At 74.0% G+C, this 25,538-nt stretch carries 23 protein-coding genes; 13 read left to right on the forward strand and 10 right to left on the reverse strand.

Features of this window, described 5'->3' with window-relative positions; all coding sequences use genetic code 11:
• Window positions 1–121: 121 nt before the first annotated feature.
• The 6 genes from ACWGJO_RS08305 to ACWGJO_RS08330 all read left to right on the forward strand — a co-directional run bounded on the left by ACWGJO_RS08305 (window position 122) and on the right by ACWGJO_RS08330 (window position 6,116).
• The gene (locus tag ACWGJO_RS08305) at window positions 122–1,312 is read left to right on the forward strand and encodes an SAV2148 family HEPN domain-containing protein (protein WP_359909683.1); all 1,191 of its coding nucleotides are present in this window, start codon (window positions 122–124) and stop codon (window positions 1,310–1,312) included.
• Window positions 1,313–1,359: 47 nt separating this feature from the next.
• The gene (locus ACWGJO_RS08310; protein WP_452182724.1) at window positions 1,360–1,875 is read left to right on the forward strand and encodes a GNAT family N-acetyltransferase; all 516 of its coding nucleotides are present in this window, start codon (window positions 1,360–1,362) and stop codon (window positions 1,873–1,875) included.
• A 56-nt stretch (window positions 1,876–1,931) separates the two neighbouring features.
• Window positions 1,932–2,681 carry an ABC transporter ATP-binding protein gene (locus tag ACWGJO_RS08315; RefSeq protein ID WP_380545554.1) on the forward strand — a complete coding sequence of 250 codons (750 nt, stop codon included), beginning with the start codon at window positions 1,932–1,934 and terminating at the stop codon, window positions 2,679–2,681.
• On the forward strand, window positions 2,678–4,618 hold the full coding sequence (locus ACWGJO_RS08320; RefSeq protein ID WP_452182725.1) for an FtsX-like permease family protein: 1,941 nt from the start codon (window positions 2,678–2,680) through the stop codon (window positions 4,616–4,618). Before ACWGJO_RS08315 ends, ACWGJO_RS08320 begins: the two co-directional genes overlap by 4 nt.
• Window positions 4,619–4,950: 332 nt before the next feature.
• Window positions 4,951–5,652, forward strand: a complete 702-nt coding sequence (locus tag ACWGJO_RS08325) for an exonuclease domain-containing protein (protein WP_452182726.1) — start codon at window positions 4,951–4,953, stop codon at window positions 5,650–5,652.
• The gene (locus tag ACWGJO_RS08330) at window positions 5,649–6,116 is read left to right on the forward strand and encodes a GNAT family N-acetyltransferase (RefSeq protein WP_452182727.1); all 468 of its coding nucleotides are present in this window, start codon (window positions 5,649–5,651) and stop codon (window positions 6,114–6,116) included. Before ACWGJO_RS08325 ends, ACWGJO_RS08330 begins: the two co-directional genes overlap by 4 nt.
• A 132-nt stretch (window positions 6,117–6,248) precedes the next feature.
• Here ACWGJO_RS08330 and ACWGJO_RS08335 read toward each other — a convergent pair whose 3' ends face one another.
• The 3 genes from ACWGJO_RS08335 to ACWGJO_RS08345 form a co-directional block, all read right to left on the reverse strand.
• Window positions 6,249–7,307: a polysaccharide deacetylase family protein gene (locus ACWGJO_RS08335; protein ID WP_452182728.1), complete on the reverse strand. Its 1,059-nt coding sequence runs from the start codon at window positions 7,305–7,307 to the stop codon at window positions 6,249–6,251.
• Between the two features lie 173 nt (window positions 7,308–7,480).
• Window positions 7,481–8,374 carry a phosphotransferase enzyme family protein gene (locus ACWGJO_RS08340; protein ID WP_359909662.1) on the reverse strand — a complete coding sequence of 298 codons (894 nt, stop codon included), beginning with the start codon at window positions 8,372–8,374 and terminating at the stop codon, window positions 7,481–7,483.
• A gap of 184 nt (window positions 8,375–8,558) precedes the next feature.
• Window positions 8,559–10,793: an MMPL family transporter gene (locus ACWGJO_RS08345; RefSeq protein WP_452182786.1), complete on the reverse strand. Its 2,235-nt coding sequence runs from the start codon at window positions 10,791–10,793 to the stop codon at window positions 8,559–8,561.
• 570 nt (window positions 10,794–11,363) lie between these two features.
• Between ACWGJO_RS08345 and ACWGJO_RS08350 the strand changes: the two genes are divergently transcribed.
• The 7 genes from ACWGJO_RS08350 to ACWGJO_RS08380 all read left to right on the forward strand — a co-directional run bounded on the left by ACWGJO_RS08350 (window position 11,364) and on the right by ACWGJO_RS08380 (window position 18,655).
• Window positions 11,364–13,541: an MMPL family transporter gene (locus tag ACWGJO_RS08350; protein WP_452182729.1), complete on the forward strand. Its 2,178-nt coding sequence runs from the start codon at window positions 11,364–11,366 to the stop codon at window positions 13,539–13,541.
• A 314-nt stretch (window positions 13,542–13,855) separates the two neighbouring features.
• Window positions 13,856–14,062 (forward strand): cold-shock protein, encoded by a 207-nt coding sequence (locus ACWGJO_RS08355; protein ID WP_030060364.1) that lies wholly within the window; start codon window positions 13,856–13,858, stop codon window positions 14,060–14,062.
• 70 nt (window positions 14,063–14,132) lie between these two features.
• On the forward strand, window positions 14,133–15,893 hold the full coding sequence (locus ACWGJO_RS08360) for a DEAD/DEAH box helicase (RefSeq protein WP_452182730.1): 1,761 nt from the start codon (window positions 14,133–14,135) through the stop codon (window positions 15,891–15,893).
• A 330-nt stretch (window positions 15,894–16,223) separates the two neighbouring features.
• Entirely contained in the window at window positions 16,224–16,937 is a 714-nt protein-coding gene (locus ACWGJO_RS08365; RefSeq protein WP_387693330.1) for a ricin-type beta-trefoil lectin domain protein, read from the forward strand.
• 219 nt (window positions 16,938–17,156) lie between these two features.
• Complete coding sequence (locus tag ACWGJO_RS08370) at window positions 17,157–17,774, forward strand: hypothetical protein (RefSeq protein ID WP_452182731.1); 618 nt, start codon at window positions 17,157–17,159, stop codon at window positions 17,772–17,774.
• A gap of 284 nt (window positions 17,775–18,058) precedes the next feature.
• Window positions 18,059–18,334: a hypothetical protein gene (locus ACWGJO_RS08375; RefSeq protein WP_452182732.1), complete on the forward strand. Its 276-nt coding sequence runs from the start codon at window positions 18,059–18,061 to the stop codon at window positions 18,332–18,334.
• Window positions 18,335–18,343: 9 nt separating this feature from the next.
• Window positions 18,344–18,655 carry a hypothetical protein gene (locus ACWGJO_RS08380; RefSeq protein ID WP_387693326.1) on the forward strand — a complete coding sequence of 104 codons (312 nt, stop codon included), beginning with the start codon at window positions 18,344–18,346 and terminating at the stop codon, window positions 18,653–18,655.
• Window positions 18,656–18,658: 3 nt separating this feature from the next.
• Here ACWGJO_RS08380 and ACWGJO_RS08385 read toward each other — a convergent pair whose 3' ends face one another.
• From ACWGJO_RS08385 to cysC, 7 genes are all read right to left on the reverse strand, one after another.
• Complete coding sequence (locus ACWGJO_RS08385) at window positions 18,659–19,393, reverse strand: sirohydrochlorin chelatase (RefSeq protein ID WP_452182733.1); 735 nt, start codon at window positions 19,391–19,393, stop codon at window positions 18,659–18,661.
• Window positions 19,394–19,403: 10 nt separating this feature from the next.
• The gene (locus ACWGJO_RS08390; protein WP_452182734.1) at window positions 19,404–20,321 is read right to left on the reverse strand and encodes an ABC transporter permease; all 918 of its coding nucleotides are present in this window, start codon (window positions 20,319–20,321) and stop codon (window positions 19,404–19,406) included.
• A complete protein-coding gene (locus ACWGJO_RS08395; protein WP_452182735.1) occupies window positions 20,308–21,120 on the reverse strand; it encodes an ABC transporter ATP-binding protein in 813 nt (270 codons plus the stop codon). The genes ACWGJO_RS08390 and ACWGJO_RS08395 overlap by 14 nt, the downstream gene beginning before the upstream one ends.
• Window positions 21,121–21,241: 121 nt before the next feature.
• The gene (locus ACWGJO_RS08400) at window positions 21,242–22,396 is read right to left on the reverse strand and encodes an aliphatic sulfonate ABC transporter substrate-binding protein (protein ID WP_452182736.1); all 1,155 of its coding nucleotides are present in this window, start codon (window positions 22,394–22,396) and stop codon (window positions 21,242–21,244) included.
• A 244-nt stretch (window positions 22,397–22,640) separates the two neighbouring features.
• Complete coding sequence (locus ACWGJO_RS08405; RefSeq protein ID WP_452182737.1) at window positions 22,641–23,981, reverse strand: sulfate adenylyltransferase subunit 1; 1,341 nt, start codon at window positions 23,979–23,981, stop codon at window positions 22,641–22,643.
• A gap of 2 nt (window positions 23,982–23,983) precedes the next feature.
• Window positions 23,984–24,922 carry a sulfate adenylyltransferase subunit CysD gene (gene cysD, locus ACWGJO_RS08410; RefSeq protein WP_452182738.1) on the reverse strand — a complete coding sequence of 313 codons (939 nt, stop codon included), beginning with the start codon at window positions 24,920–24,922 and terminating at the stop codon, window positions 23,984–23,986.
• Window positions 24,919–25,500, reverse strand: coding sequence for an adenylyl-sulfate kinase (gene cysC, locus ACWGJO_RS08415; protein ID WP_452182787.1), 582 nt, complete (start codon window positions 25,498–25,500; stop codon window positions 24,919–24,921). Before cysC ends, cysD begins: the two co-directional genes overlap by 4 nt.
• Between the last annotated feature and the right edge of the window lie 38 nt (window positions 25,501–25,538).

Raw genomic sequence — 25,538 nt, forward strand, 5'->3', positions numbered from 1 at the left:
CGCGGGGGCCGGCCGCAGCAACCAGATGAGGTGGCGCATGGTGTTCCCCGCCGGCGGCCGTGGTTCCGGGCCCGGCGGCCCCGACCGGGGCGCGACCCGCAGCGAGGCGCCCACGGTGGTCATGCGTCCCACCCTGACCGGCCGGGCCCTGGTGCCCGCCCAGGGCGGCCCGGTCGAGATACCCGCACTGGCCTGGTCGGCCGGCGAATGGGAGGACGCCTACCAGCGGGTCCGGCTGTCCGGCCGCGCCTACGTCTGGCTCAACCTGGTCGAACAGCGGCTGCGCGCCCTGGTCGACGAGGTGCTGCACCCGATCTACGCCCCCGCCCACGGCGAGGACTGGGTCACCGCCGCCGCCGGGCCGGCCGGCGAGGAGTGGGCGCACCGGGCCGGGGCCGTGCGCGAGGTCAGCCGCCGCAAGGGCTACCTCCTCGACCCGGCCGACGACGACCCGCTGGTCTTCCTCACCCTGCCCCAGCTGCGCGAACTGATGGTGCAGCACTGGCCCTGCTTCGAGCCCTACCTGGCCGACCGGCGCGAGATCGAGCTGGCGCTCGACGAGCTGGAGGTGGCCCGGCACGTGGTCTCCCGCAACCGGGTGCTCACCCAGACCGTGCTGGCCCAGACCGAGCGGGCCGCCGCCCGGCTGCTGGCCGTCCTGGACGGGGGCGCCGGCGGGGTGCCCGCCGACGTGGTCGAGTCCCTGGTGGCCGGCCGGTACGCGGACGTCGTCGCCGTGCACGCCGACCGGGTCCGGCTCCAGCGCGACCTCCCCGTCGAGGACCTGCTGGACGGCGCCCGGCGTCTCGACGCCCTCGGCATCGGCCTCGGCATGCTCTGCCAGAACTACACCGGCAAGCGCCTGGTGCGCCTGGCCGGCGAAGGCTGCCGGGTGCGGCTGCTCTTCCTCAATCCGGCGAGCAGCGCGGTGCGCCGTCGCGAACGCGAACTCGGCCTCGGCCGCAGCGAGTTGTCGCGCTCCATCGAAATGAACATCATGCACGTGCGGCGGGTGCGGGCCCGGCTGCGGGACCAGGGCGGCTTCGAGATCCGGGTCTTCGACGAAACCCCGCGCTTCACCGCCTACCTGGTCGAGGGGCCCCGCACGGCCGGCCAGGCGGGCGGTCGCCGGCAGGGCCGCGACCTCGGCGTCATCCAGCCCTACCTGCGCCGCGCCCGCGGCATGGAGTCCCCGGCCCTGGTGCTGCGCGGCGGCGCCGGCCAGCAGCCCGGCGGCACCGAGGCCGGACTGCTGGAGGTCTACCGCGAGGAGTTCGAGGGCGTCTGGGCCGACTCCCGGCCGGTGTCCTGACGAAAACGGCTGGTCGGGGCGGTGACGCGGCTGCCAGACTGCGGACCGTGACCACCGACCCCGACTGGAGCCTGCGCCCCGCCGCGCCCGAGGACCTCGAACCCGTCACGGACCTCAAGGCCCAGGTCATGCGCGCCGACCTGGAACGCCTCGGCCGCTGGGACCCGGCCCGCTCCCGGGAGCGGGTGAGGGCGTCCTTCTCGACCAGGTACACCTCCGTACTCCTGGTCGACCGGGCCTTCGCCGGCTGCGTCACCGTTCGCCCCGACGAGCGGGGCGGACGCCACCTGGAGCTGTTCTACCTGGCCCCGCACCTCCAGGGGCGGGGCCTGGGCACCGCCGTCCTGCGCCACCTCCTCGCCGAGGCCGACGCCGCCGGAGAACCGTTCCGCCTCGTCGTCCTCCGCGGCAGCGCCGCCCAGCGGCTGTACGAACGCCACGGCTTCACCGTCGTCCACGAGGACCCGGTCGACGTTCTCCTGCACCGCCCCGTCGGCGGGACCGAAGTCCGCGCCGAAGTCCGCGCCGAAGTCCTCGTCGAGGAACGGCGGCTGACGGCATAACGATTCCCCCAAAGCACCTGGTCAGGGCCGTGGCCACCGTGGTAGGTGTGGCTGCTGTGAAGATCACGGGGGAGAACGGGGCCGTCCTGCGCCTCGACGACGTACACCGCACCTACGGAACCGGCCCGGAGGCCGTACGGGCGCTCAGGGGGGTGGACGTCGAGTTCGCCCGCGGCGGCTTCACCGCCGTCATGGGCCCCTCCGGCTCCGGAAAGAGCACCCTGCTGCAGTGCTGCGCCGGCCTCGACCGGCCCGACAGCGGCCGGGTCACCCTGGACGGGGCCGACCTCGGCGCACTGGGCGAGACCGAGCTCACCGTGCTGCGCCGCCGGCGGATCGGCTTCGTCTTCCAGGCCTTCAACCTGGTCGGCTCGCTCACCGCCGAGCAGAACGTCGGGCTGCCGCTGCGGCTGGCCGGCCGCCGCCCCGACCCCGCGCAGGTGCGCCGGGCACTCGCCCAGGTCGGCCTCGGCGAGCGCGCCGGACACCTGCCCTCCCAGCTCTCCGGCGGCCAGCAGCAGCGCGTCGCGATCGCCCGCGCGCTGATCACCCGACCGCGCATGCTGTTCGCCGACGAACCGACCGGCGCCCTCGACTCCGCCAGCAGCCGCGACGTCCTCGCCCTGCTGCGCGACCTCGTCGACCAGGAGGGCCAGAGCACCGTCATGGTCACCCACGACCCGGTCGCCGCCGCCTACGCCGACCGCGTGCTCTTCCTCGCCGACGGCCGGATCGTCGACGACCTGCCCCACCCCACCGCCCAGCACGTCGCCGAGCGGATGACCGCCCTGGAGACGGCGGCATGACCTCGATCACCACCCTGCTGCCGGTCGCCACCGCGAGCCTGCGGCGTCACAAGTCCGCCTTCGCCGGCTCCTACGTCGCCCTCACCCTCGGCGTCCTGCTCGTCGCCACCACCGGCAGCCTGCTCCACGACACCGCCGGCGACGATTCCCCGCTCGGCGCGCCCTCCCTGCACAAGGTGCTCCAGTTCACCGCCGCGATGGCCGCCTTCGTCGCCGTCTTCGTCGTCGCCGGGACCTTCGCCTTCGCCGTCGCCCAGCGCCGCCAGGAGATCGCGATGCTGCGCGCCGTCGGCGCCACGCCCCGGCAGATCGTCTGGCTGATCACCGGCGAGGCCGCCGTCGTCGCCCTCGCCGCCGCCGTCAGCGGCTGCCTGCTGTCGCTGCCCGGCGCACCCGCGCTCGCCGCCTGGCTGGTCGCCCGCGGCGCCGCCCCCGACGGATTCACCGCACATCCCGCCGCCGGGCCGATGCTGCTCGCCGCCGCCGTCGGCCTCCTCGTCGCCCTGCTCGGCGCCGTCACCGCCGCCCTGCGGGCCGGCCGGGTGCGCGCCGTCGAGGCGCTCGGCGACGCCGCCGCCGACCGCGCGGCCATGACCCCGCTGCGCTGGACCTGCGCGCTGCTCGGCCTCACCGCCCTGGCCGGCACCGTCGGCTACTACCTGGCCGCGCCCACCATGACCCCCGCCCCAGGCGACCAGCCCGACGACCCGCAACTCGCCTCCCAGTGGGTGCTCGGCGCCGACCTGCTCGCCATCACCGCGCTCGCCCTGTTCGCACCGGCCGTCGTACCGCCGCTGCTGCGACTGCTCAGCGCCCCGCTCGCCCGGGCCGTCGCCGCCGCCCCGCTGCTCGCCCGGCAGAACGCCCTCACCGCCGTGCGCCGCACCGTCTCCACCGCCACCCCGGCCTTCCTCGCCATCGCGCTCACCGGCACCGTGGTCGGCTCCACCGCCGCCTTCGCCGACGCCATGACCGCCCAGAACCGGGCCCTCACCGCCGCCGCGTACGTGCTGCGCCCCGGCGGCGCCCCACTGCCCGCCGACGCCGCCCACCGGCTCACCGCCGCCCGCCCCGGACTGCACGCCACCGCCACCACCGCCACCGTGGTCACCGGCCTCGGCGCCGCCGCCCCCGCCTTCGACGACCACGGCGAGGACTCACCCGCGAGCGCGCCGTCCGCCGCCACCGTCGTCGACGGCGACCTCGCCACCGCCTGGACACTGCCCGCCGTCGGCGGCAGCGCCGCCGACCTGCGCGGCGCCACCCTCGCCGCCTCCACCGACCAGGTCCGCGGCCACGGCTGGAAACTCGGCGACCAGGTCAACCTGCGCCTCGCCGACGGCACCGTCACCAGCCTGCGGCTCGCCCTCGTCTACCGCACCCAGCTCGGCCTGGACGAGGTCCTGCTCAGCGGCGAGGCCGTCGCCGGCCACCTGGCGGGCGCCCGCCCCGCCGCCGTCCACCTCGACGTCGAACCGGCCGACCGGCTCGGCGGCACCCTCACCGACGCCCACGACCCCGGGCCCGACCCCGGCGCCCACTACGCCTGGATCGCCACCACCACGATCCTCGGGCCCGCCCTGCTCTACGCGCTGATCGCGATCGTCAACACCATGGTGATGAGCACCGCCGACCGCCGGCGCGACTTCGGCGTGCTGCGGCTGGCCGGGACGGTGCGCCGCCAGGTCACGTGGATGGTCGCGCTGGAGGCCGTCCTGGTCGTCGCCACCGCCGCGCTGCTCGCCCTCGCCGTCACCGCGCTCACCCAGTACGGCACCACCGCCCTGCTCAACCACCGCATCCTGGCCGGCCGGGCCACCGTCGCCCTGCGACTGCCCTGGGCACCGCTCGGCGCCGGCACGGCCCTGTGCCTGCTGCTCGCCGTCGCCTCCAGCGTCCTCCCCAGCCGCCTCGCCCTCGCCACCCCGTCCCGCTAGCCCACCCCGTCCCGCCCGCCCCGGTCGCACCCCGCGACCGGGGCGGTCGGCATGACGGGCTCCCAGCAGCACCACGGGTCCGGCACGGCCGCGCAGGGCGGCTCGATGCCACCGCCGGACGCCCGGCCGGCGCTCTTCGCGCCGGCCGCGAACGGTGCGGCACCGGGCCGACACGGGGGCACGGGCAGGACCGGGGCGCCGCTCGGGGGCGGCCCCTTCGCCCCCGCCCGGGCCCGGGCGGGCCCGTGACCGGGCTCCCCGCGGGCCGGGTTGTCGGTGGGCCGGGTGATGATAGGGGCTGTTTCGAGAGGCAGGACGGAAGGACACACCTGATGAGCTGGTGGCAGCAGCCACTGGTCGGCTTCGACCTGGAGACCACGGGCACCGACCCGGCCGTGGACCGCATCGTCACGGCCGCGCTCGTGGACACCGTCGGGGCCGCCCGGGTGGGCGCCGCGCACTGGCTGCTCGACCCCGGGGTGCCGATACCCGCCGAGGCGGCGGCGATCCACGGGATCGGGGACGAGGTGGCGCGGAGCAAGGGCAGGCCGGCGAAGGAGGCGGTGGAGGAGATAGCCGGCGCGCTGTGCGAGCGGATCGCCGCCGGGCGGCCGGTGGTGGCGTTCAACGCGCCGTTCGACCTGTCGCTGCTCGACGCCGAGCTGCGCCGGCACGGGCTGGCGACGCTCGCCGAGCGCCTGGGCAGGCCGGTCGGGCCGGTGCTGGACGCGCTGGTGATCGACCGGGCCGTGGACAAGTACCGCAAGGGCTCGCGCACCCTGCAGCGGGTCTGCGAGCTGTACGGGGTGGAGCTGACGGACGCCCACGAGGCGGGCAGCGACGCGCTCGCCGCCGTCCGGGTCGCCGTCGCGCTGGCCGGGCGCTACCCGGCCGAGGTGGGGGCGCTGGAGCCCGCCGAGCTGCACCGCCGGCAGATCGACTGGTACCGGCAGTGGGCCGAGGGCCTCCAGGACTGGCTGCGCCGCGGCAAGGACCCGCAGGCGGTGGTCGACCCGCGCTGGCCCGCCCGGTGACGGCCGTGCGGCCCGCGCGCCCCGCCGACCTGCCCGGCTTCCTCGCCCTCGCCGCCGAGGTCGAGCACTGGTTCGGCCCGATGGTCGCCGAGCCGGGGTTCCACCGTGCGGTGCGCGCCGGCATCGACGGCGGCCGGGCGACCGTCGCCGAGGACGGAGAGGGGCTGCTCGGCGGCCTGCTGTTCGGCGCCGCGGGCCCGGGGCCGCACCACCTGCACTGGCTGGTGGTGGCCGGGCGCGCCCGGGGCACCGGTGTCGGCCGGGAGCTGGTCGAGGACGTGCTGCGCCGTCATGTCCGGGGCCCGGCCGCCGTCGAGGTGGTGACCTTCGGCCCGGACCACCCGGGCGCGGTGGAGAGCGGCACCCGGGTCTTCTACGAGCGGCTGGGTTTCACCCCGGCCGAGGCCGCCGCCCCGGGCCCGGAGGGCGGCTCCCGGCAGGTCTACCGGCTGCGCGTGCCCTGACGCGCCAGGACGGCCGCGGTACGGGAGCCGTCCGCGGTACGGGAGCCGGGGACGCGGGGGAGAGCGGGGGATGCGGGGGAGAGCGGGGGAAACGCCCGGAGCGCTCCGGGCGGAGCCGAGGCCCCGACGGCCCTACGCGGCCGGGAAGTCGAAGGTGTAGCCCTGGGCGACCAGCCAGGGCAGCAGCTGCTTGAGCGCGGCCACGGTCTGGCTGCGGTCGCCGCCGCCGTCGTGCATCAGGATCACGCCGCCGGGCCTGAGCTGCTTCTGCACGGCCGAGACGATGGCCGGCGTGCCCGGACGTGCCCAGTCGCGCGGGTCGACGGACCAGCCGAGGGAGGACATCCCGAGGCTCGCGGTGATGTGCTCGTTGTCGGCGTTGAAGCCGCCGCCCGGGGCGCGGAACCAGCCGACCCCGGTGCCGGGGCCGCCGGCCTGGACGATCATGTTCCGGGCGTCGGTGATCTCGGCCACGGCCTTGTCGTGCGGGAGCTCGGCGAACGGCTGCGGGTGGTGGACGCTGTGGTCGCAGAGCCGGTGCCCGGCGGCCAGGACGCGCTTGACCATGGCGGGGTTGGCGGCGGCGTTCTGGCCGATCTGGCAGAAGGTGGCCTTGACGTGGTACTGGGCCAGCAGGTCGAGGATCTGGCCGGTGGCCGGGCCGGGGCCGTCGTCGAAGGTGAGCGCCACGGTGCGGCCGCCGGAGGCGGTGGAGCCGATCACGGTGCCCGCCCCGGTGTGCGGGGGCGGCGCGGTGGGCGAGGACGGCGTGGCGGTCGGGGTGACCGGTGGGGCCTGGGTGGCCTGAGCGGTGGGCGTGGGGGGCGTGGCGGGCGTGGTCGGCACGGTGGAGACGGGGGAGCCCGTGGCCGCGGTCGGCCTCGGCTTCGCCGGCACCGCCGGTGCGGGGGCGGCCGGTGCGGGGGCGGCCGGGGAGCCCGCGCCCGGTGGCACGGCGTCCGATCCGGGCGCCGGCGCACCAGTGGTCGCCGGCGTCCCGCCCGGTTCGGTGGCGGCCGGCGACGGCGTCCCGGACGGCGCCGCCGCGCTCGGCGGCCGGAGCGCCCCGCTGGCGGTCCCGCAGGCGGCCAGCCCCAGGGCGGCGGCCACCGCGACGCAGCCCGCGAGCAGCCGGCGCCTGGATCGGGACGGTCGGGTCGGGGCGGAGGGGCGGCGGGCGGTCCGGTGCATGGCGGCGGCTCCTGAGGTGCGAGTGCGGTGCCGATCTCTCGGGTCAGGACGACTGTCCGACAGGACGCCGATCGTACGTTCCGCGGTTGCGGACCGGACCGACCCGCCGTAAGAGTCTTCTCACACTCGCCCCGCTGGCGGCCCCGCCGCTCCACGGGTAACGGGGAGGGCCGTCAGAAGGGGTACCAGCGCACCTCGGTGGCCCCGTCCCGCAGCGAGTCGACCCGGCGCCGGAACTCCTTCAGCGCGGCCGGGTTGCTGGCCGCCTGCTGCGCCACCCAGGAGGCGCTGGCGGTCTCCCGGGCGCCGCGCAGCACCGTGAAGCCGGGCCACTCGCGCACGTCCCAGCCGTACGCCCCGGTGAACGCGCGGTACTCCTCGACGGGCACGCCGTAGCGGTCCTGGCTGAGGGCGAGGACCACCAGGTCGTGCTCGCGCAGGTCGTTCGCCATGAACTCCAGGTCGAGCAGCACCGGCCCGTCCGGACCGATGTGGAGGTTGCGCGGCAGCGCGTCGCCGTGGATCACCCCGGGGTGCAGCTGCGGGACGAGGTCGGGCAGGGCGGCCGCGAAGGCGTCCCGGCGGTGGCGCAGGAAGGCGACGTCCACCGGGTCCACGTGGCCCTCGGCGGAGGCCAGCCAGCGCTCGACCGGGGCCAGCAGGTCGCGCCGGCCGAGCGTGAAGGGCGGCAGCGGCAGCTGGTGCAGGGCGTGCAGCAGCGGGGCGAGGTCGACCGGGCGGGCGGGCCGGACGGCGGGCGCGAGCCGGTGCCAGAAGGTGACCGGGTGGCCGTCGGCCAGCTGCGGCTCGGGCGCCACCGCGTCGTACGGGCGGACCACCGGGACGTCCTGGCCGGCCAGCCAGTGGGCCAGGGCCAGTTCGCGGTGGGCCCGGTCGTACAGCTCGGGGCCGCGGCCGACCTTGGCGACCACGGCCGGGTCGCCGAGGTCGAAGACGGCGTTCTCGCCGAGCGCGAGCAGCGTGGCCCCGTCGGGGGCGGCCAGCCCGGCCGACTCGCAGGCCCGGGCGAGCAGCAGCCGGGCGCGGCCCTCGTCGAAGGGGATCATGACTGGGTTTCCGTTCCGCCGACGTTCATCCGGGGAACCCCGGACGGTGATCATCATGACGCAAGGACGCCGGGCCCCGCGCGCTGCGGAGCCCGGCGTCGGGCGGGTCGGAGGGGTCCTGGACGGGTCCCGGACGGGTCTCGGAGGGGTCGGGGACGCCGGACTCCGGGGTGCCGGGGGAGGCTCAGACCTCGGCCCGGTGGCGCGCCCCCTGCGCCGGGGCGGCCGGCGGCCCGTGCGGGGCCCGGTCGGCGCCGGTCGGCGGGACGGACTCGCCGTGCGAGAGGTCCGGCAGCCAGTTCAGCCAGCGCGGCAGGTACCAGTTGCGCTCGCCGAGCAGGGTCATCACCGAGGGCAGCAGCACCGCGCGGATCACCGTGGCGTCGATCAGCACCGCGACCGCCAGGCCCACGCCCATCTGCTTCATCACCTGCATGGACAGCGAGCCGAAGACCGAGAACACCGCCACCATGATCACCGCGGCGCTGGTGACCACCCCGGCCGTGGAGCGGATGCCGTGGGCGATCGCGTCCCGGGTCGGCAGGCCGCGGTCGTGGCCCTCCTTGATCCGGGAGACCACGAAGACGTGGTAGTCCATCGAGAGTCCGAAGAGGATCACGAAGAGGAACAGCGGCACCCAGGACTCCACCGCGCCGACCCCCGCGGTGCCCAGCAGCGAGGCGCCCATGCCGTGCTGGAACACCAGCGTCAGCACCCCGTACGCGGCGCCCACCGAGAGCAGGTTGAGCACCACGGCGGTGACGGCGACGACCGGGGAGCGGAACGAGGTGAGCATCAGCAGGAAGGCGAAGAGCACCACGAAGCCGAGGACCAGCGGCATCGAGCCGGTCATCTTCCGGTTGAAGTCGTACGAGCCGGCGGTCTGGCCGGTGACCGGGGCCTCGGTGCCGGGCACCGCGAGCACGGTGGCGGGCACCAGGTCCTCGCGCAGGCTCCGCAGGGCTTCGTTGCTGGTGGCGTCGTTGCCGGTGCCGTTGAGCGGGATGTCGACGGTGGCCACGTTCTTGTCGGGGTGCACGGTGACCTCCACCGGCCCGTGCATCCGTCCGCCGGCCAGCGCCCTGGCCCTGAGCTCGGCGATCGCGGCGGTCATCGCGGGGGAGTCGATGTCGGCGGCCCTGATCACCACGGTGGCGGGGGCGGGGCTGCCGGGGAAGGCGGCCTCGATCTTCTGCGAGGCGGCGACCAGGGCGTTGCCCGCGGGCAGCTGCTGCTGGAAGGTCAGTTTGGCGGTGTGCATGGTGAGCAGCGGCGCGGCCACGGCCAGCAGGAAGGCGCCGGCGAGGACGGTGGCGGCCAGCGGGTGGCGCAGCACCGGGGTCAGCACCGCGTTCCAGAACCGTCCGCCGCTCCGGTCCCCGGCGGCCGGGCGGCGCGGCCTGGCGAGGAACGGAACCCGGCCCTTCTCGACCCGGTCGCCGAGCATCGACAGCAGTGCGGGCAGCACGGTGAGCGACCCGAGCACGGCGGTGATCACGACCACGATCGTGGCGAAGGCCATCGCCTTGAAGGTGGCGATCCCGGTGAGGAACATGCCGGCCATGGCGACCACCACGGTGACGCCGGAGACCAGTACGGCCCGGCCGCTGGTGGCGGCGGCCACGGCCAGCGCGGTGGCGGCGTCGTGCCCGGCGGCCCGCTCCTCGCGCTCGCGGCGCAGGTAGAAGAGGCAGTAGTCGACGCCGACGGCGAGGCCGACCAGCAGCATCACCGAGGAGGCGTCGCCGCTGGTGTGCAGGAACCCGCTGCTGAGGGCGACCAGCCCGGCGGCGGCGACGAAGGCGGTGAGCGCGAGCACCACCGGCAGCACGGCGGCGACCAGCGCGCCGAAGGCGATCAGCAGGATGCCGAGGGCGAGCGGCACGGCCGTCCACTCGGCGCGGGCGAAGTCGTTCGTGAGCTGGTCCCGCATCCACTTGCCGGAGCTGGCGTCGCCGAGCTGGACCACGGTGAGGTCGGGGTGCTGCCGCTGCACGCCGGCCACCGCGTCCAGCACCGGCTGGACGTGGTCCGGCGCCTGTTCGCGGTCGCCCTTGAGCGTCAGCGTCACGAGCGCGGAGTGGCCGTCCGCGGAGACCGCCCGGGTGTCGTACGGCGAGCGGACCTCGGCGGCCTCTCCGGTGCCGTTCACCGCGGCGATCACCTGGCCGACGGCGGCGCGGAACTCCGGGTCGTCGGCGTTGCGGGCGGTGCTCTGGACCAGGACGGTCTCACCCGCCGGGCTCTGCAGCCCGGCCTCGTCGAGGATCCGCGCGGCCCGGGAGACCTGTCCGGGGATCGACTCGGCCTCGGTCACCTTGGTGCTGCCGTGCGCGCTGCCGAGCGCGGCGGCCAGGACGACGAAGAGCAGCCAGCCGAACACGGCGGTCTTGCGGTGCCGGGCGCTCCAGGCGCCCATGGCGGCCGCCGGGCCGAGTCTGGACTTCACGGGCTTCACGGTGGGTCTTCCCCCCTGGGAGAGCGGCGGTGGTCGCCGGACGGGAGCGGCGGCGGCCCTGGGTCGGGGAGCCGCCGGTCGCGGTGCGCCGGCTGCTGTCCGGCGTCCCGATCGACAGTAGGGAAGCGGGGGTTGACGGGTAATCCGGCTGGCGGGTGGCCCTCTCCTGGTGTTGTCCTCGGGGCCTGGGTGGGGTTTTCCCTACCCCCGGACCCCTAGACCTCCTCCCGGGGGGTAGGGGATGCGCCTCCACCCTGAGGGGGAGATGGATCCACCCGGAGCACGAGGTCAAGAGCGCTGTGGGCGGGGGAAACTGGGCGGGGCCGCTTCGGGGCGGCCTACGGGGGTTGAAGCACACGGGGGCTCCTTGCCGGGCGGCAAGCAAGTGCTCGTAGGATGATGCCCCAGATCCACTTACCTGCCGACCGGCAAGGGAGTGCCCGCCGGGCATTCCCCGAGCCGGTCCTGCCGTCGCCCAGCGTCCCGTCCCCCAAGGGCTGCGGTGAACCATGCCCAGGAGGCATCACGAGCATGTTCCACCGACTAGGACAATTCGTCGTTCGCCGTGCGTGGTGGGTGATCGCCGCATGGGTCGTTGCGATGGTCGCCATCGTCGCGACGGCGCCGAAGATCACCGCGCAGACGGACGAGGCGTCGTTCCTCCCCAAGCACTACGAGTCGATCCAGGCCGCCGCGCTCCAGGAGCAGGCGTTCCCGGCCAGCTTCACGCCGTCCGCGCTGGCACTCTTCGAGCGCAACGACGGCGGGGCGCTGAACGAGGGCGACAAGGCCGCGATGGCCAAGATCGTCCAGGGCCTCACGGACAAGAAGATCGAGGCGGTCGAGAAGATCATCCCGGTCGGCGAGCAGACCACGTCCAAGGACGGCAAGTACGCGCTCGCGCCGATCGCCATCGACAAGACCAAGCAGCAGGACCCCAAGGCGTTCGGCGACGTCGCCAAGCACCTCCGCGAGGAGGGCAAGGCACTCAGCGCGGGTACCGACGTCAAGTTCCAGCTCGGTGGCGCCGCCGCCCAGTCGCTGGACCAGCAGGACGCCTCCGGCTCGGCCGACGCCCTCATCGGACTGGCGACGATCGTCCTGGTCGCGATCATCGTCGGGATCATCTTCCGCAGCATCCTGGCCGGCCTGCTGCCGCTCCTGGTCTCGCTCGTGGTCGCCATGCCGACCTCCAACGGCCTGATCAACTACGCCACCAAGGCCTTCGGCCTCGAAAGCACCCCGATACTCTCGGCGATCCTGATCGTCGTCGTGCTCGGCGTCGGCACCGACTACTTCCTCTTCCTGGCGTTCCGCTACCGCGAGCGGCTGCGGGCCGGTGACGACCGCAAGGAGGCCGTGGCCAACGCCGTCGGACGGGTCGGCGAGGCGATCGCCTCGGCCGCCGGCGCCGTCACCGTCGCCTTCGCCGTGCTGATCCTCTCCAGCCTGGGCATGTTCAAGGCCCTCGGCCCCGCACTGGCCATCGCCGTGGTGGTCACCGCCCTCGCCTCGCTCACCCTGGCCCCGGCCCTGCTCGCGGTCATCCCGGCCCGTGCCGTGTTCTGGCCGGGCAAGAAGTGGATGCGGGAGCCGAACGACGCGCGCTTCGCCGCGCTCGGCCGGATGGTGCAGAAGCGCCCGGCGGTGGTCGCGCTCGCCTCCGGCGGCGTGCTGCTGGCGCTGTCCGTCGGCGCCCTGGGCTACAACGGCACCTTCGACCTCGCGGGCAGTTCCATGCCCAAGGAGAAGGAGTCGATGGTCGTCCAGGACAAGATGATCAACGGTTTCTCCGCCGGTGCGGCCGACCCGACCCACGTCTTCCTCACCAGCACCACCGGCGCCAAGCTCGACCCGGGCGCGTTCGACTCCTACGCCGCCAAGCTCGGCGAGGTCTCCGGAGTGGCCCAGGCCGCGCCGAAGCCCCAGCTCAGCGCGGACGGCGTGACGGCCGACTTCACCGTCATGCTGAAGGACAAGCCGGACAGCAACGAGGCGATCGCGACCCTCACCCGGCTCCGGGACGCCGCGCACGGCCAGGTACCGGCCGGGACCGAGGCGAAGGTCGGCGGCCTGACCGCCATCTACAAGGACATCAACGTCGCGATGACCCACGACTACAAGTTGGTCTTCCCGATCGCGGGTCTGCTGATCCTGCTCATCCTCGGCCTGCAGCTGCGCAGCGTCGTCGCCCCCTGGTACCTGATGGCCTCGGTCGGCCTGGGCTTCACCGCCACCCTCGGCGCCACCACGCTGCTCTTCCAGAACCTCGGCGGCGAGACCGGCCTGATGTTCATGCTGCCGATCCTCATCTACCTCTTCGTGGTGGCGATCGGCACCGACTACAACATCCTGATCATCGCCCGCCTCCGCGAGGAGGCCCGCGAGGGCCGCAACCCGCGCGAGGCCGCGCGCGAGGCGCTGCGCCACGGCGGCCCGACCGTCGCGGCGGCCGGCTTCATCCTGGCGGCGTCCTTCGCGACCTTCATGCTCGCGGGCAACATCTTCATGCTGGAGTTCGGCTTCGCGATGGCCTTCGGCATCATCCTGGCCGCCTTCGTGATGGCGATGTTCTTCACCCCGGCGCTCACCGCGCTGATCGGCAACAAGGCCTGGTGGCCCGGCCACGGCGCCGACCCCGGCCACGGCGAGGGCCCGGCCCCGCTGCCCGGCGCGCACGGCGTGCCGGAGCCGGCCGGCCGGCGCTGACCCGACCGGTCGGCCCTGGTCCGACCGGGTCCGAGAGGACAGGCGGCGTCCCGCTTCGGCGGGGCGCCGCTGCCCCTTTGCCGGAGCCGCCAAACGTGATCTCCGAGGCGGAAAATCCCCGGTCACGCCCGGTTCCACCGTGCTACAGTCGATGCAGTTGCAGTTTTGGTTCCCATGAACGTGGTGTGCGCCTGCTGGTTCCAACCGACAGGCGCATTTGTTTTGTCCGGTGTTTCAGTCTCCGGATGGGGATCGCGGCTACTTGGGGATCCACGAGGTGTGGGTCCCTGATGCCCCAGTTAGAGGAGACGGTTATGGCTACCGGCACCGTGAAGTGGTTCAACAGCGAAAAGGGCTTCGGCTTCATCGAGCAGGATGGTGGCGGCGCCGACGTGTTCGCCCACTACTCGAACATCCAGGCTCAGGGCTTCCGTGAGCTGTTCGAGGGCCAGAAGGTCGAGTTCGACGTCACCCAGGGCCAGAAGGGCCCGCAGGCCGAGAACATCCAGATCATCGGCTGACGTCAGCTCCACGCTGACTCGCGATCATCGCGAAGCGGGGGCCCGCACCGCACGGTGCGGGCCCCCGCTCATGCCGCCGTACGGCCGGGGCGGCACACGCAAATCCTCCGACGGCCGACCAGCCCGCAGCCCGGGCTGCCGACCGACCTACGGAGCTTCCGTGACCACCCCTGCCCGCCCGCCGCGCGACCGCGGCCCCCGCACCACCGACCAGGCCCGCCGCACCGCCGGCGGCGACCGCCCGCGCAAGCCGCGCAACCGCGGCGGCGCCCCCAAGCAGGGCCGCCCCGCCGCCGTGCCCGAGGCCACCGAGTTCACCGTGGTCCAGGGCACCCCGCCCCGGCCCCCGGCGGCCTCCTTCGCCGAGCTGGAACTGCCCAGGGCGATCCTCTCCGCGCTCACCCGCGAGGGCGTCACCGAGCCCTTCCCGATCCAGGCCGCCACGCTGCCCGACTCGATCGCCGGGCGCGACGTGCTCGGCCGCGGCCGCACCGGCTCCGGCAAGACCCTGGCCTTCGGCCTGCCGCTGCTCGCCCGCACCGCCGGGCGCCGTGCCGACGCCCGGCACCCGCTGGCGCTCGTGCTGGTGCCCACCCGCGAGCTGGCGCAGCAGGTCACCGAGGCGCTCACCCCGTACGCCACCGCCGTCAACCTGCGGATCACCACCGTCGTCGGCGGCATGTCGATCAACCGGCAGGCCAACGCGGTGCGCCGCGGCACCGAGGTGCTGGTGGCCACCCCGGGCCGGCTGGACGACCTGATCGGGCGCGGTGACGTCAACCTCTCCGACGTCGCGATCACGGTCCTCGACGAGGCCGACCAGATGGCCGACATGGGCTTCCTGCCGCAGGTCAGCAAGCTGCTGGAGCAGGTCGCCGAGGGCGGGCAGCGGATGCTGTTCTCCGCCACCCTGGACCGCAACGTCGACCGGCTGGTCAAGCGCTTCCTCGCCGACCCGGTGACCCACTCGGTCGACCCCTCGGCCGGCGCGGTCAGCACCATGGACCACCACGTCCTCCAGCTGGAGCAGACCGACAAGGTCTCCGCCACCGCGCACATCGCCTCCCGCGACGGCCGCGTGATCATGTTCGTGCACACCAAGCACGGCGCCGACCGGCTGGCCAAGCAGCTGCTCGCCAACGGCGTGAAGGCCGCCGCCCTGCACGGCGGCAAGTCCCAGCCGCAGCGCAACCGGGTCCTGGACCAGTTCCGGGACGGCCACGTCACCGCGCTGATCGCCACCAACGTCGCCGCCCGCGGCATCCACATCGACGGCCTGGACCTGGTCGTCAACGTGGACCCGCCGGTCGACCACAAGGACTACCTGCACCGCGGCGGCCGCACCGCCCGGGCCGGCGAGTCCGGGACGGTCGTCACCCTGGTGCTGCCCGAGCAGCGCCGCGAGGTCAACCGGCTGATGACGGTCGCCGGCATCCGCCCGACCGTCACCAAGATCCGCCCGGGCGACGCCGACCTGGCCCGGATCACCGGCGCCCGCACGCCCAGCGGCGTCGCGGTGACGCTGGCCGTACCGGTCGTGGCGGCCCAGGCCGGGTCCGGCGCCAAGGACGGCGCCGACAAGCCCGCCGGGGCCAAGTCCGGTGCCCCGCGCCGCCGCTCCGGCAAGCGCTCCGCGCTGCCCGCCGACGTCGACATGAACGGCAACCCGCGCCGCCCCCGCCCCAAGCAGCGCATGGGCGCCGCCGCCCAGGGCGACCGCCCGCAGGCGGCCGGCTTCATCGGCCGCTCCTCGGGCCGCGCCAAGCCCGGCAGCGGCTCCAAGTCCGGCTCCAACTACGGCACCGGCCGCCAGCGCCGCAAGACGGACTGACGTCCTTCCGTTCCGACGACGGCCCGGTTCCCCAGGGGGGAGCCGGGCCGTGCGCTGTCCGGCCCGCCCGGCGATCCGCCCGGCCCGCCCGTGACGTCCCCGCTTCCGCGCCCCTCGACGGCGCGGCCGTGCGGACCCGGCGAAACTGCCGCCCGGGACAACGTCCCTGCTCAGCCCCACCGCACCCGGCAGCTGCCGGTGACCTGCCGGTTGACGGCCGACCGCGCACCCCCGAGTCTTTCACGCGGCCCACACATCCGACGCACCGTCACCGACGGGGCGTGGGCGGTGAGTCGACGTGATTCCCCGATTCGGAAGGACGACCCTCCCATGCGCCGAACCTCCGCCCTGCTGACCACCGCCCTGCTCGCCGGGGCCGCCGCCGTGGTGGCACCGGCCACCGCCGCCCAGGCCGCCCCCGCCTGCGCCGCCTACACCTCCGCCTGGAACGCCGTCGGCAGCTGTAGCGGCCTCGACCCGATGCAGACCTGGACCGTGACCGCCAACTGCCTCTACTGGAACTCCACCCACACCGTGCAGTTCTCCCGCCCGGCCATCGGCGGCCTGGGGATGGGCGACGGCACCGTGTCCGCCTCCTGCATGATCGGCGACTCCGTGATGTTCCCGCGCGTCGTCCTCGGCGCCGCGCCGCCGGCCGGCCCGACCGGCCAGATCACCGGCTACGTCAACAAGTGCGTCGACGTGCGGGGCGCCAACCTCGGCAACGGCACCGCCGTCCAGATCTACGACTGCAACGGCTCGGTCGCGCAGAAGTGGCGGATCGGCGTCGACGGCACGATCCGCGCGCTCGGCAAGTGCCTGGACGTGTCGGGCGGCAACACCGGCAACGGCACCAAGGTGCAGATCTGGGACTGCAACGGCACCGGCGCCCAGCAGTGGCAGGCCCGGGCCGACGGCTCGCTGCTCAACCCGCAGTCCGGCCGCTGCCTGGACGACCTCGGTTTCGCCACCGAGAACGGCAACCAGCTCGGCATCTGGGACTGCAACGGCGCCGCCAACCAGAAGTGGAACCTCCCGGTCTGACGGCCGTCCCCGGTCCGCCGCTCCCGGTCCGCCGCCCCCGCGCCGGGGGGGGGCGGCGGACCGCTGTCCGCGCTACACCGGGGCCGGGGCCACCGTCGTTGCCGGGGCCGCGCGCCCGGCCTCGTCCCCGAGTCGGGCGACTGGGACGCCGCCCACCACCGCTTCCTGCTCGGCTCGCTGCGGCACGGCACCGTCTCCGCCGTCGGCACCGACGCCGGTGTGCGCACCCTGGTGGACGACCCCGGCACCCTGATCGAGACCGCCGGCCTGCGGATCGACCCGGTCCACCGCCGCGTCCTGGTCGCCAACCTCGACAACGGCATCGGCGAGCGCAGCACCACCGCCACCCTGGGCAAGGTCGCCGGGATCGGCGCCTACGACCTGGACACCGGCCGGCGCCTCTTCTGCACCGACCTCGCGGCGGTCGCCGCCGACGGCGCCGGCCACCTGGCCAACGACATCGCGATCGGCCCCGACGGCACCGCGTACGTCACCGACTCCTTCGCCCCCGTCGTCTACCGGGTCGCCCCGGACGGCAGCGCCGCCGTCCTGCTGCGCGACCCGCGACTGGCCCCCGCCCCCGGCGCGTACGGCCTCAACGGCATCGTCCACCGGGACGGCCGGCTGATCCTCGGCAAGTGGGACGACGGCACCCTGTGGCAGGTCCCGTCGGGGAACCCGGCCGCGCTGCGGCGCGTCGAGGTGGCCGGCGGGCAGGCGCTGCTCCACCTGGACGGCCTGCTCGGCCGCCCGGACGGCTCGATCGCGGGCGTCACCAACGCCTTCTTCGGCGCGGGACGGGACGCCGAGGTCGAGTTGCGCTCCGAGGACCACTGACGCACCGCCCGCCTCGCCGCCGTCCGCCCCTCGGCCGACCCCACCCCCACCGCGCTGGTCGGCGGCCCGGCAGGCAGCCTCTACCGGCTCGCCGGCGGCCTCGCCGAGGCCAACGCCGGGCACCCGACGGACACCTTCACCCTGCGCCGGGTGTCACCCGGGTGCCGGCGGCCGCGACGGCGTGCGGCCCGTGCGGCGCGCGCCGTCGCTGCTCCCGGCCGCCGTCACTCGCCCGAGTGACGGCGGCTTGAGCCGTGCAATGCGTTTGCAACACGCTGCTGCTCGTGCATAGTGAGATCTACTGGACCGAGCGCTCCGAGGAGCACATCGCCAGGCACGGAGTGGATCCGGAGGAGGTCGAGGACGTCGTGTTCTGCCGCCCTCACTGGTTCTCGGGCGGCCGTCAGGGGACGACCCTGTGCCACGGCGTGACGCGGCCCGGGCGGTACCTGTTGGTGCTGTTGGCGCGGAGCGCGGCGGTGCCGTCGGCGTGGTACTGCGCCACGGCCCGCGACATGACAGCCGCCGAGAGGCGCTTGTTCCTCAAACGGACGAGTTGAAGGTGACGGATGACTGACAACGGTGCGGACCTCGAAGCGATCGCCGAGTACTACGAGACGCACGAGCTGAGCGAGGACGAGATCATGAGCGCCGAGCCGGGAGAGCCGGTGGCGGCCGAGTCGGTGATGATCACCACCTCGCTGCGGCTGCCCAAACCGGTGATGGACGAGGTTCGGCGCCGTGCGCGGGAGCGGGGGCTGAAGCCGACGGCGATCATGCGGGAGTGGATCGAGGCCGCCATCGCCGACGTCGACGAGCCGGTGCCGCTCAGCGTGATCACCGCCGCGGTCGCCGAGTACCAGCACCGCAAGGCTTCGTGAGGCTCAGGCGGTGAGGGCCGGGGCCGCTTCGGCGGCCCGCAGGGCCTCGTCGTGGCGCTGCAGGAGGAGGGCCGCCACCTCGGGGGACGGGCCGAGGACCGGAGCCAGCACATCCGCCCCGGCCTCCTCGGCGGCGGCCGCGATGCGGTCGGGGAGCAGGCCCGGAGCCAGCAGGTAGGGCGCGACGGCGGTGTGCTCGGAGCCCGCGGCGCGCAGGGCGGCGAGGGCGTCGGGGACACGCGGGCCCGCGGCGGAGGCGTACGCGACCTCGACGGCGGCCCAGCCCCGGGTACGGCGCCACTCGGCGGCGACCGCGCGGGTCGCGGCGTCGGCGGCCGGGTCCGAGGAGCCGGCCGCCGCCAGCACGACGCCGGTACGGGCCCGGACGGCGGGCGAGCCGAGCGCCGGAGCGGCCTCGGCGAGGCGGCGGTCCAGGGCGGCGAGCAGCAGGGGCGAGGGGCCGAGCACGTCCGCGACCGGCAGCCGGGAGCCGGCGGCGCGCAGCGCGGCCGGGATGTCGTGCTTGGCGTGGAACGCCCGGTTGAGCAGCAGCGGCACCGCTACCGCGTCCGCCAGCCGCCCGACCACCTGCGGGATCCGCGGCGCGCAGTGGTCCAGATAGGCGGTGGCGACCTCGATGCCGGCCCGCTGCGCCCGCACCTCCTCCACGAGCGCGGCCACCGTCGCGGCGTGGCGCGGGTCGCGGCTGCCGTGGGCGATCAGGAGGAGGGCGGGCATCAGCGGTGCCTCACTTGCTCGTGGTGAGGAGGCCGCGGTTGCGCAGGACGCGGCGTTCGACGGGGGTGAAGACGAGGAGTTCGATGGCGATGCCGACGAAGAGGATGAGGATGATGCCGAGGAGGACGCCGGACATGTCGGAGAATTCGCGCTGGTCCTCCAGGAACCGGCCGAGGCCGCGGCCGAGATCGGGGGAGGAGGCGACGAGTTCGGCGGCCATCAGGGAGCGCCAGGAGAAGGCCCAGCCCTGTTTGAGGCCGGCGAGGTAGCCGGGCAGGGCGGCGGGGACCAGGACGTGGCGGGCGCCGTTGAGGCCGGTGGCGCCGAGGGTGCGTCCGGCGCGCAGGAACAGCGGGGGCACCTGGTCGATGCCGGCCACCAGGCCGTTGGCGATGGAGGGGACGGCGCCGAGCAGGATGACGGCGTACATCATGGAGTCGTTGATGCCGAGCCAGATGACGGCGGCGGGCACCCAGGCGACGGAGGGCAGGGACTGCAGGCCCTGCAGGACCGGGCCGATGGCGGTGCGCACCGGTCTGATGCGGGCGACGACCAGGCCGATCGGGGTGCCGATGACCACGGCGAGGAGGAACCCGGACAGGCCGCGCCACACGCTGGTCCAGATGATCGAGAACAGCGTGCCCTGGTACCAGAGGTCCTGGGCGGAGCGCCACACGTCGGCGGGGCTGGGCAGCTTGTAGGCGGAGGTCAGTTCCAGGCTGTACGCCCCCTGCCACAGCGCGAGGACGACGAGCACACCGACCAGCGGCGGCAACGCCTTGCTCCGCAACACCTCACCGAGCGAGCCGCGCTGCGCGGTGACGGTGTCCAGGGCGTCCAGGCCCGCGCCGACGCCGGCGGTGTCGCTCGCGCCCTGCGGGACCCTGTCGTTCTTCTCCAGGACAGGGGTGGTGTCAGTGCTGGCCATGGCGACGGATCTCCCCACGCAGTTCTTCGGTGATCTCGATGGACAGGTCGGCGACGCCGGCGGATTCGATGCGGCGCGGCTGGGGCAGGTCGATCCGCCATTGGCGGGCGACGCGGCCGGGGCGGGAGGAGAGCAGGACGACGCGCTGGGCGAGGCGGACGGCTTCGCGGACGTTGTGGGTGACGAAGAGGACGGTGAGTTGCCGTTCGGCCCAGATGCGGGTGATCTCGTCGTGGAGGACGTCGCGGGTGATGGCGTCGAGGGCGGCGAAGGGTTCGTCCATCAGCAGCACCTGGCTGCCCTGGGCGAGGGCGCGGGCCATGGCGACGCGCTGGCGCATGCCGCCGGAGAGTTCGTGGACCCGCTTGCCGTGAGCGCCGTCGAGGCGGACGAGTTCGAGGAGGCGTTCGGCCTCGGTGCGGCGTTCGGGGCGGGGGACGCCGGCGAGCTTGAGGGCGAGTTCGATGTTCCTGCCGGCGGTGAGCCAGGGGAAGAGGGCGTGCTCCTGGAACATGAGGGCGGGGCGGCCGCCGGGCACCTGGATGTCGCCGGCGGTGGGTGCGTCGAGACCGGCGACGAGGTTGAGCAGGGTGGACTTGCCGCAGCCCGAGGCGCCGAGCAGCGTGACGAACTCGCCGGGCGCGACGTCGAGGGTGATGTCGTCCAGGACGTGGGTGCTCGCGCTCCCGCGGCCGAAGGACTTGTGCACGTGCGAGATGCGGACGGCGGGCGTGCCGTCGGCCGCGGCGAGGGCGGCCGCGTCGGTGGGGTCGGCCGAGGTGGTCAGTGCCGGGGTCATCCGGGCACCTCCTGCGTCAGTGGTCGGGCTGGCGGGAGAGTCGGAGCCGGGGTCCGGGCCCCGCCCGCGGCGGTGGGCATCGATCGGGGATCGACCGGGAGGGCGGGGCCGGACCTCGGAGTTACTTGGAGCCGAGTCCGGCGTCCGCCACGGCGGGCTGGCCCTTGGCCGCGAGGACCTTGTTCAGCAGGGTGAGGTCGTAGATGCCGTTCAGGTTGGGCTTCTTGAGGAGCCCGGCGGTGACGGCGTGGTCGGCCTCGGACTGCAGGGTGCTCGCCAGCGGGTCGTCCAGGAAGTCGATGTCGGCCCAGGCCGGGTCGAGGATCGCCGGCTCCAGCGCGTTGCCGGCCTCCTTCTTGATGGCCTCGTTGGCGTCGGCCTTGGCCTTGTCCGGGTTGGCCTTGATGAAGGCGTTGGTGTTCACCGAGCCGCGCAGGACGGCTTCCACCACGTCCGGGTGCTCCTTGAGGAACTTCTGCGAGACGATGATGTTGGTGATCACGAACTTCTTGTCCGGCCAGACGTCCTTCTCGTTGAGCAGGACCTTCGCGCCGAGGGTGACGAGCTTGGAGGCCGTGGGCTCGGGCACCCAGGCGCCGTCTATGGAGCCCTGCTTGTAGGCGTCGGGGGTGACCTTGTTGTCGGTGCGCACCACCGAGACGTCGCCCGCGCCGGAGGCCGCGTCGACCTTGAAGCCCTTGCCCGCCAGGTAGTTGAGCAGTGCCACGTCCTGGGTGTTGCCCAGCTGCGGGGTGGCGATCTTCTTGCCCTTGAGGTCGTCCAGCGAGGAGACCTTGTCGGGGTTGACGACCAGCTTGACGCCGCCGGAGGCGGAACCGCCGATGATCTTCAGGGACTGGCCGTCCGACTTGGTGTAGCCGTTGATCGCGGGGGAGGGGCCGATCCAGCCGATGTCGATGGAGCCGGCGTTCAGTGCCTCGATCTCGGCCGGGCCCGCGTTGAAGACCTGGGTCTTGATCTGGGTGGCGCCGAGCTCCTTCTGGAACAGCCCCTCCTGGAGGCCGACCAGCGGGGTGCCGTGGGTGAGGTTGGAGAAGTAGCCGATCTTCACGGTGTCCGCGGACAGCTTCGCGCCGGTGGCCGAACCGGCCGCGGTGGCGGCGGTGTTGGCCTTGTCGTCGGCCTTGGAGCCGTAGCTGCAGGCGGAGAGCAGGGCGGCGGCGGTCAGGCCGGCAACGGCGGTCGCGGCGGTGCGTCTGATCCGGCCGGCGTTGGGGCGAAGGCGGGTATGCGAAGGCGTCGGGTTCGGTGCCATGGTGGAGTCCTGTTCGCGGACGGACCGTCAGGAAGCGGTCCGGGACGGACGATCGGAAGGTGGCGCTGCGGCAGCGGGGTGCCGGGGCAAGCCGGGCGGCTGTGGGGGAAGGACAGCCCGGTGACAGGGCGTTCTCAGCCCTGTCGGCCCGCACATCGCGTCAGGCCGCCCTGGCCGCTGCCGAGGACGCCGCTGCCGATGCGGCCGCCTTCCTTGTCCATGCCCGAGAACGCCTCGCTGGGCATCAGACCCAGTCCTCCTCTGTGGTGTCCGTGGCGCGTACGGTGTCGAAGGCTTCGCCCGCCATGCCGGCGGTGAGGGTGGCGCCGTCGGCCGGGTCGATGAGGAGGAAGGATCCGGTGCGGCGGTTGGTGGTGTAGTCGTCGAGTGCCAGCGGCTCGGCGGTGCGCAGGACCACGTGGCCGATGTCGTTGACGTTCAACCCGTCGGCGCCGGAGCGCTGTTCGAGGGTGTCGATGTCGATGCGGTAGGTGATCGCCTTGACGAGCGCCCGCACCGTGCGGGTGGTGTGCTTGAGCAGCACCTTGTCGCCGGCGCGCAGCGGCCGCTCGTTCAGGTGGCTGACGGTGGCCTCGATGTCCTTGGTGGGCGTGGGGGCGGCTCCCGCGGCGATGAGGTCGCCGCGGGAGATGTCGAGGTCGTCGGCGAGGCGGACGGTCACGGACTGCGGCGCCCAGGCGATGTCCGTCGGGCGGCCGAGGGCGTCGATGCCGGTGATGGTGGTGGTGTGGCCGGAGGGCTGGACGGTGACCTCGTCGCCGACGCGCAGGACGCCGGAGGCCAGCTGGCCGGCGTAGCCGCGGTAGTCGGGGTGTTCCTCGGTCTGGGGGCGGATGACGTACTGGACGGGGAAGCGGGCCGGCTCGGCGCTCGGGTCGCTGCCGACCGGCACCGTCTCCAGGTGTTCGAGGAGGGTGGGGCCGCCGTACCAGTCCATGTGCGAGGACGGTTCGACGACGTTGTCGCCGGCGAGGGCGGAGATGGGGACGGCGAGGACGTCGGTGACGCCGAGGGAGGCGGCGTAGGCGGTGAACTCGGCGGCGATCCGTGCGAAGACGGGTTCGGCGTGGTCGACGAGGTCCATCTTGTTGACGGCCAGGACGACGTGCGGCACGCGCAGCAGCGCGGCGACGGCCGCGTGCCGGCGGGTCTGCTCGACGACGCCGTTGCGGGCGTCGACGAGGACGACGGCGAGTTCGGCGGTGGAGGCGCCGGTGACCATGTTGCGGGTGTACTGCACGTGGCCGGGGGTGTCGGCGAGGATGAACCGCCGCCGGGGGGTGGCGAAGTAGCGGTAGGCGACGTCGATGGTGATGCCCTGCTCGCGCTCGGCGCGCAGGCCGTCGGTGAGCAGCGCGAGGTCGGGCGTGTCCTTGCCGCGGCTGCGGGAGGCGTGCTCGACGGCCTCCAGCTGGTCGGCGAGGACGGACTTGGAGTCGTGCAGCAGGCGCCCGACGAGGGTGGACTTGCCGTCGTCGACGGAGCCGGCGGTGGCGAAACGCAGCAGCGAAGTGGCGGCGGCGGTGTGCTGGACGCCGGTGGCTTCCGGGGTCGCAGTGCTCATGTCTAGAAGTACCCTTCGCGCTTGCGGTCTTCCATCGCGGCCTCGGACAGCTTGTCGTCGGCGCGGGTGGCGCCGCGCTCGGTGAGGCGGCTGGCGGCGATCTCGGTGATGACGGCCTCGATGGTGGTGGCGTCGGAGTCGACGGCGCCGGTGCAGGACATGTCGCCGACGGTGCGGTAGCGCACCAGGCGCCGCTGCACGGGCTCGTCCTCCCGGGGGCCGCCCCAGTCGCCGGCGGTCAGCCACATGCCGGAGCGGGTGAAGACGTCGCGTTCGTGGGCGTAGTAGATCTCGGGGAGCTCGATGCCCTCGCGCTCGATGTACTGCCACACGTCGAGTTCGGTCCAGTTGGACAGCGGGAAGACGCGCACGTGCTCGCCGACGGCGTGGCGGCCGTTGTAGAGGGACCAGAGTTCGGGGCGCTGGCGGCGCGGGTCCCAGGCGCCGAACTCGTCGCGCAGCGAGAAGACGCGCTCCTTGGCGCGGGCCTTCTCCTCGTCGCGGCGGCCGCCGCCGAACACGGCGTCGAAGCGGCCCGTCCCGATCGCGTCGAGGAGCGGGACGGTCTGCAGCGGGTTGCGGGTGCCGTCGGGGCGCTCGCGCAGCACGCCGCGGTCGATGAAGTCCTGGACGTGGGCGACGTGCAGGCGCAGGTTGTGCCGTGCGGCGACGCGGTCGCGGTAGTCGATGACCTCGGGGAAGTTGTGCCCGGTGTCGACGTGCAGCAGCGAGAACGGCACCGGCGCGGGGGCGAAGGCCTTGAGCGCGAGGTGCAGCATGACGATGGAGTCCTTGCCGCCGGAGAAGAGGATCACCGGGCGTTCGAACTCCCCCGCGACCTCGCGGAAGATGTGCACCGACTCGGCCTCCAGCGCGTCCAGGTGGGACAGCGCGAAGGGGTTGTCGTCCGTGCGGACCGAGGTGTCGGTCACGGTGGTCATGCCAGGCCCCGTTCGGTCAGGAAGGCGTGCAGTTCGGCGGCGGACTCGGCGACCTCGCGGCCCCGGGTCTGCAGACGCAGCTCCGGCCGCTCCGGGGCCTCGTACGGGTCGTCCACGCCGGTCAGGCCGGTGATCTCGCCGGCGGCCTGCCGGGCGTAGAGGCCCTTGACGTCGCGTTCGGCGCACAGTTCGACCGGGGTGGCGACGTGGATCTCCAGGAACTCGGTGCCGGCGGCCGCGTGCCGTTCGCGCACCGCGGCGCGGGAGTCGGCGAACGGGGCGATCACCGGGGCCAGGACCTTGACGCCGTTGGCGGCGAGCTTCTCGGCGACGAAGCCGATCCGGGTGACGTTGGTGTGGCGGTCCTCGCGGGAGAAGCCGAGGCCCTTGGAGAGGAACTCGCGGATCTCGTCGCCGTCCAGGACCTCGACCTTGTGGCCCTCGGCACGCAGCCGCTCGGCCAGGGCGAGGGCCAGCGTGGTCTTGCCCGCGCTCGGCAGCCCGGTCAGCCACACGGTGGCGCCGCGCTCGCAGGGAACGGCCGCGCGGGCCGCCTCTACGGCTCCGCCGGCGGCCAAGGTGTCAGCTGTCACGGTTCTTTCCTTACACGAGAATT

The organism is Kitasatospora sp. NPDC054795, assembly GCF_053611565.1.

Coding starts and splice junctions, on each gene's coding strand:
- ACWGJO_RS08395 (WP_452182735.1), bottom strand. CDS start 21,120: ATGACCCCGGCACTGACCACCTCGGCCGACCCCACCGACGCGGCCGCC.
- ACWGJO_RS08405 (WP_452182737.1), bottom strand. CDS start 23,981: ATGAGCACTGCGACCCCGGAAGCCACCGGCGTCCAGCACACCGCCGCC.
- ACWGJO_RS08350 (WP_452182729.1), top strand. CDS start 11,364: ATGTTCCACCGACTAGGACAATTCGTCGTTCGCCGTGCGTGGTGGGTG.
- ACWGJO_RS08325 (WP_452182726.1), top strand. CDS start 4,951: ATGAGCTGGTGGCAGCAGCCACTGGTCGGCTTCGACCTGGAGACCACG.
- ACWGJO_RS08355 (WP_030060364.1), top strand. CDS start 13,856: ATGGCTACCGGCACCGTGAAGTGGTTCAACAGCGAAAAGGGCTTCGGC.
- ACWGJO_RS08365 (WP_387693330.1), top strand. CDS start 16,224: ATGCGCCGAACCTCCGCCCTGCTGACCACCGCCCTGCTCGCCGGGGCC.
- ACWGJO_RS08385 (WP_452182733.1), bottom strand. CDS start 19,393: ATGCCCGCCCTCCTCCTGATCGCCCACGGCAGCCGCGACCCGCGCCAC.
- ACWGJO_RS08380 (WP_387693326.1), top strand. CDS start 18,344: ATGACTGACAACGGTGCGGACCTCGAAGCGATCGCCGAGTACTACGAG.
- ACWGJO_RS08305 (WP_359909683.1), top strand. CDS start 122: ATGCGTCCCACCCTGACCGGCCGGGCCCTGGTGCCCGCCCAGGGCGGC.
- cysD (WP_452182738.1), bottom strand. CDS start 24,922: ATGACCACCGTGACCGACACCTCGGTCCGCACGGACGACAACCCCTTC.
- ACWGJO_RS08340 (WP_359909662.1), bottom strand. CDS start 8,374: ATGATCCCCTTCGACGAGGGCCGCGCCCGGCTGCTGCTCGCCCGGGCC.
- ACWGJO_RS08360 (WP_452182730.1), top strand. CDS start 14,133: ATGCCGCCGTACGGCCGGGGCGGCACACGCAAATCCTCCGACGGCCGA.
- ACWGJO_RS08400 (WP_452182736.1), bottom strand. CDS start 22,396: ATGGCACCGAACCCGACGCCTTCGCATACCCGCCTTCGCCCCAACGCC.
- ACWGJO_RS08335 (WP_452182728.1), bottom strand. CDS start 7,307: ATGCACCGGACCGCCCGCCGCCCCTCCGCCCCGACCCGACCGTCCCGA.
- ACWGJO_RS08320 (WP_452182725.1), top strand. CDS start 2,678: ATGACCTCGATCACCACCCTGCTGCCGGTCGCCACCGCGAGCCTGCGG.
- ACWGJO_RS08345 (WP_452182786.1), bottom strand. CDS start 10,793: ATGGGCGCCTGGAGCGCCCGGCACCGCAAGACCGCCGTGTTCGGCTGG.
- ACWGJO_RS08390 (WP_452182734.1), bottom strand. CDS start 20,321: ATGGCCAGCACTGACACCACCCCTGTCCTGGAGAAGAACGACAGGGTC.